Source organism: Protofrankia sp. CiP1_Cm_nod2 (genome assembly GCF_920664355.1).
In the GTDB taxonomy this organism is placed as follows: Bacteria; Actinomycetota; Actinomycetes; order Frankiales; family Frankiaceae; genus Protofrankia.
Map to the genome: position 1 here is coordinate 15878 of NZ_CAKKTL010000083.1, position 5676 is coordinate 21553.

The window sequence follows — 5676 nt, forward strand, 5'->3', positions numbered from 1 at the left end:
AACAGGAAATGTCGGTATTCGAGCGGGTGGCGCTGGGGTGCAATTCGGGCGAATAGTCCCGATGAGCTGATCCGGAAGTCACAGAACACACTGGATAACCATCTTACGCCCATCGTAGACACTTCGATCACGCACCATAGAAACAAGCGCCGGTTGCGGGCTGGCGCACGGCGAGGTGGTCGGATCCGGCAGACGAGATGGCGAGGCAGGTGGGAGGCGCGGTGAGCCATACGCGCGTCCGGGCGGGTCGGCGCGGGCCGGTTCCGGCCCCCCGCCCCGGAGCGGACGGCTCCGCAGCCGATTCGACGGCCGACACCGCAGCCGATTCGACGGCCGACACCGCAGCCGGCTCCAGGGCGGGCCCCCGCGAGGGGGATCTCCCCAGGCCCGAGGGCCACCCGCCCGAAGACCCCGCGGCGGCGGCCGAGGCTCACAGCGGGACGGGGCAGGCCCACGCCGGGCCGGCGGGTATCCCCGGGGAGGGCGCCTTCCCCGGGGCTCCTTTCCGGCGGGGCGGCCCGCGGCGGGCGACCGGCCGTGCCGGCCGCCGTCGGGGCGGTGGCCCCCGCCACGGCCGGCGGTACCCGTCGCGGGTGCGCCTGCTGCGGGTGATGGTCGTGCTGGTCGCGGCGTTGTGCTGGCCCGCGGTCGTCGCCCTGCTCACCGTGCACGCGACCGTGCAGCAGCCGGGCTACTACAAGCGGGCGCTCGCCGGCGCCGACGTGTACGAGCGTTTCTACAGCCAGGTCCTGACCGATCCGCAGATCGTCGAGATCTCCGGCCAGCTCTTCGCCGGCCTCCCCGTGGACCAGTCGCTGCTGACCGCGAACCTGCGGGTGGTCGTCCCACCATCGTCGTTGCAGGGCGTGGCCGCGGGCCTGGCGGAGCGCACCGCGGGCTATCTGAGCGGCAACGGCGACACGCTCTACCTGCGTATCGACCTGCGCCCGGTGCTGGCCAACATCTCCCAGCTCGCCAGCACCTACCTGGCCGACGAGATCTCGGGCGCCGGCACCTACCCGGTGGACGACGTCAGCCGGTTCACCGTCGGCCTGCTCGACGCGCTCGACCAGCTCTCCCAGGGGCGCCCGCCGGCATCCGTGCCGTCGATCGCCTCGGTCCGGCTCTCCGAGCGGCAGGCCGACCAGGTGGCGGACGCCGTCCTCGACCGGGTCGGCGGGCTGGGCGCGGGCGAACGCCAGGCCGTGCGCGAGCAGCTGGTCACGCTCATGCGGGCCGGTGATCTCACCTCGGCGCTGGCGGTCGCCGGCCCGCTGGTCTTCGACGGCGACGAGGCCGCCATCGCCGACCTGCGGCGGCGGGTCGGCGGTGGCACCAGCATCGACCTGGGGCCGGCGCTGGCCGGGCTGCCCGAGTCCCCGGGCACCATGGCGGTGCACGCCGTTCACGATCTCGGCGCGTCGGGGGTGCTGCTTGTCGCCGGCGGGCTCGCCGGTCTGATGCTGCTGGTGTTCGCGGCCGGGTTCGTCGTGACCGTCAGGCACGGCGGGTCGGGGTTCCGCCTGGTGCTGGCGGGGCTTGTCACGGCCGGGGCGGTCGGGCTTGCCACCGGAGGAGTGCTGACGACGCTGGTCGGTGATCCGCTCGCGGCGCTGACCGGCCCGTCCTCGTCACTGCCGGTGAGCGTGCGGGCGATGGTCGGCGACATCTCCTCGGGGCTGGCCGGCCAGGTCCGCGACTACTGGCTCGGGTTCGCGACGATGCCGCTGGTGGCCGCCGCCGGGGTCACGGTGGCCGCGTCCGCGGCGCGGATGCTGCTGCTCCGGGCGCATGCCCGCCGGCGGCGCTGGTGGACGCTGGCGGTCACCTCGACAACGATCGTCGGTCTGCTGTGGATCGCCATGCCGCTGCCGGTCACCCCGGCCGCCAGGTACTGCAACGGCTCCGAGCTGCTCTGCGACCGCCGCTACACCGACGTCGTGTACCCGGCGACACACAACGCGATGGCCGCCAGCGACGCGCGCTTCCTCGGCGCGGCCCAGGATCCGGACCTGATCGGCCAGCTGAACGCGGGCATCCGGGCGCTGCTCGTCGACGTCCATCACTGGACACCGCCGCAGGACGTCGAGGCCTTCCTCGCCGCCCTGCCGCCGGACCAGCGGGCCACCCTCGAGCCGTTCACCCGGGGCGCCCGCTCCAGCCGTCCGGGGCTGTGGCTGTGCCACAACATCTGCCAGCTCGGCGCGCTCGACCTGGAGACCGAGCTGACCCGGCTGCGGGCCTGGCTCGACGCGAACCCGACCGAGGTGGTGACCCTGATCGTCCAGGACGGGGCACCCGCGTCCGAGGTGACAGCGGCTTTCACCCGGGCCGGGCTCGGGCGTTACGTGCTCACACCCCCCAGGGACGCGGGTGGTGACTGGCCGTCACTGGGCTCGATGGTCGAACGGAACCGCAGGCTGGTGGTGCTCGCGGAGAACGCCGACGTCCCGGGCACCTTCTACCGGCGGTTCTTCCGGTACGCGGCCGACACCGCCCTGGACGTGTCCGGGCCCGACGGCTTCGACTGCCGGCCTGACCGCGGGCCGGGCCGGCCCGCGCCGATGCTGATCAACCACTGGATCACCCGGACGGCGAGCAGCCGCGCGGACGCGGCTGTGATCAACCGCCGGGCGTCCCTGCTCAGGCAGGTCGAGGCCTGTCAGCGGGCGCAGGGCCGGCTGCCGACGTTCATCGCGGTGGATTTCGCCACCATCGGTGACCTCGTTCCGACCGTCGCCGAGCTCAACCACCGTCAGAGCAGGTAGTATTACTCTCAGTGATTGCTGTTGCGGTGCGGAGCCATCACGGGCTGGCGGCTGGCGACCATCGACCGTAGGATTCCGTCCAGACGGACAACTGAACATCGATGCCGCTCACGCCCGCGCGGGAGAGTCCACGGCAGCTTGCGGTCCGTGGCGCCGAAGGAGCAAGACCTCCCCTATACACTCTCAGGCCGGAGAAACCGCCGGGCCAGGCAACTCTGGAAAGCGGACGTTCCGTGGCGTCCCGCCGACGGTGAAAGCCCACGCATATCGGTCGCGGGCCGATATGACGGGTGAAGCTCTCAGGCATACGTACAGAGGGGGAGGTCAGTCGCGGCCGGCGCGCTGCCGGGTCGCCCGATCTCTGGAGCGCATCGACCGTGCACATACCCGCCTCCTCTTCTGCTGGCGCAATATCCTCATCAGGCTCCTCATCGGGTGACACAGATGCTTCTGCTGGTACCAGCCGTGCGAACGGCAGCGGTGGCGTGAACGGCAGCGGTGGCGTCGGCAGCGGCGGTGGCGCCAGCCGCAACGGCAGCGCGGACCGTGACGGCAGCGGGAACGGCGCTGGCGGGCGGTCCGATGCCCTGGGGAGGCCCGACGCCCGCCGGCGGGTGACCGTGCCGGCATCGCAGCCCGACCGGACGTCACAGCCCGACCGGACGTCACAGCCCGACCGGACGTCACAGCCCATCCGGACGTCGCAGCCCGAGCGGGCACCGCGGCCCACCCGGACACAGCCCTGGCGGGCCGAGCCCACACCGGCCGCGGCGGCGCGCCGGGCCGGCCCGCCGCTCACCGAGACGCTCACCTTCGCCGACCGGCACATCGGGCCGGACGCGGACGAGCGCCGGAAGATGCTCGACGGGCTCGGCCACGCCAGCCTGGACGCGTTGGTCGCGGCCGCGGTGCCGGAGGTGATCCGGGACAGCACCCTCGACCTGCCACCGGCGGCGAGCGAGCCGGAGGTGCTCGCCGAACTGCGCCGGCTGGGCAGCCGGAACCGCCCGGTGCCTTCGATGATCGGCCTCGGTTACCATCCCGCGGTGCTGCCCGGGGTGATCCAGCGCAACGTCCTGGAGAACCCGGCCTGGTACACGGCGTACACCCCGTACCAGCCGGAGATCTCCCAGGGGCGCCTGGAGGCGCTGCTCAACTTCCAGACCATGATTGCCGATCTGACCGGCCTCGCGACGGCCGGGGCCTCGCTGCTGGACGAGTCGACCGCCGCGGCCGAGGCCATGCAGCTTGCCCGCCGGGCCGCAAAGAAGCCCGAGACACGGTTCGTCGTGGACGTGGGGACGCTGCCGCAGACGATCGCGGTGCTGCGTACCCGGGCCCGGGCGCTGGGGATCGAGGTGGTCGTCATGGACCTCTCGGCCGGTATACCGGAACACCTGGCCGAGTCGGCGTTCGGCGTCCTGCTGGCGTACCCGGCCGCCGACGGCGCGCTGCGGGACCCGCGCCCGGTGATCGAACAGGCCCGCGGCCGCGGGATCATCGTGGCGGTGGCGGTCGACCCGCTGGCGCTGACGCTGCTGGCCGCGCCGGGTGAGTTCGGGGCGGACATCGCGGTCGGCAGCGCGCAGCGGTTCGGGCTGGGCCTGGGCTTCGGCGGCCCGCACGCGGGTTTCATCGCGGTACGCGCCGGCCTGGAGCGGTCGCTGCCGGGCCGGCTGGTCGGGGTGTCGGTGGACGCCGACGGCGAACCCGCCTACCGGCTGGCCCTGCAGACCCGGGAGCAGCACATCCGCCGGGAGAAGGCCACCAGTAACATCTGCACGGCCCAGGTGCTGCCGGCCGTGCTGACCTCGATGTACGCCGTCTACCACGGCCCGCGGGGGCTGGCCGGGATCGCCGGGCGGGTGCACGGCCACGCGGTGCGCCTCGCCGCGGGGCTGCGGGCCGGTGGGGTGCGGGTCGTCCACGAGCACTTCTTCGACACGGTGCTCGCGCAGGTGCCGTCCCGGGCGGCCGAGGTGGTCGCCGCGGCGCTCGCCGGCGGGCTGAACCTGCGTCTGGTCGACGCCGACCACGTCGGCATCTCCTGCAACGAGACGACGCTGGACGCCGACCTGCACGCGGTGTGGGCGGCGTTCGGGGTGCCGCCGCTGCCGTCCCCGTCGGTGGTCGCGCTGCCGGTGCGGAACGCCACAGCCGTCGGAGCCGCTACCGCCAGCGCTCAGGGTGCCGCCGACGGTGCTGGCCGGGCGATCCCGGCGGAGCTGGTGCGGGCGAGCCCCTACCTGGAGCATCCGGTGTTCCACCGGTACCGGTCCGAGACGGCGATGCTGCGTTACCTGCGCCACCTCGCCGACAAGGACCTGGCGCTCGACCGCGGCATGATCCCGCTCGGCTCCTGCACGATGAAGCTGAACGCCACGACCGAGATGGCCGCGGTGACCTGGCCGGACTTCGCCGACATCCACCCGTTCGCGCCGCTGGACCAGGCCGCCGGCTACCTGGAGCTCATCCGCGACCTGGAGAAGTGGCTGGTGGCGATCACCGGCTACGCGGCCGTGTCCCTGCAGCCGAACGCGGGCAGCCAGGGGGAGCTCGCCGGGCTGCTGGCCATCCGCGCCTACCACCGCGACCACGCCGTGGCGGGCCGGCCGGCCCGGGACGTCTGCCTGATCCCGTCGTCCGCGCACGGGACGAACGCGGCGAGCGCGGTCATGGCCGGGATGCGGGTCGTGGTGGTCGCCTGCGACAGCGACGGCAACGTGGACCTGGAGGATCTGGCCGCGAAGGCGTCCGCCTACTCCGACCGGCTGGCCGCGCTGATGGTGACCTATCCGTCGACGCACGGTGTCTACGAGGAGGGCATCGGGCGGGCCTGCGACCTGGTGCACTCCTGCGGCGGGCTGGTCTACGTCGACGGCGCGAACCTCAACGCCCTGGTGGGGCT

The 5676-nt window shown here is 73.2% G+C and carries 2 protein-coding genes and 2 riboswitches; both genes read left to right on the top strand.

Annotated features, from left to right (window positions below; all coding sequences use genetic code 11):
• The first annotated feature begins 593 nt into the window (after positions 1-593).
• Positions 594-2768 (top strand): hypothetical protein, encoded by a 2175-nt coding sequence (locus tag NBW84_RS11465; RefSeq protein ID WP_250284415.1) that lies wholly within the window; start codon positions 594-596, stop codon positions 2766-2768.
• Between the two features lie 108 nt (positions 2769-2876).
• A riboswitch (glycine riboswitch) is annotated at positions 2877-2978 on the top strand.
• Positions 2979-3090: riboswitch (glycine riboswitch) on the top strand.
• Positions 3091-3460: 370 nt separating this feature from the next.
• The coding region (gene gcvP / locus NBW84_RS11470) for an aminomethyl-transferring glycine dehydrogenase (protein WP_445548694.1) at positions 3461-5676 on the top strand (2216 nt) is incomplete at its 3' end.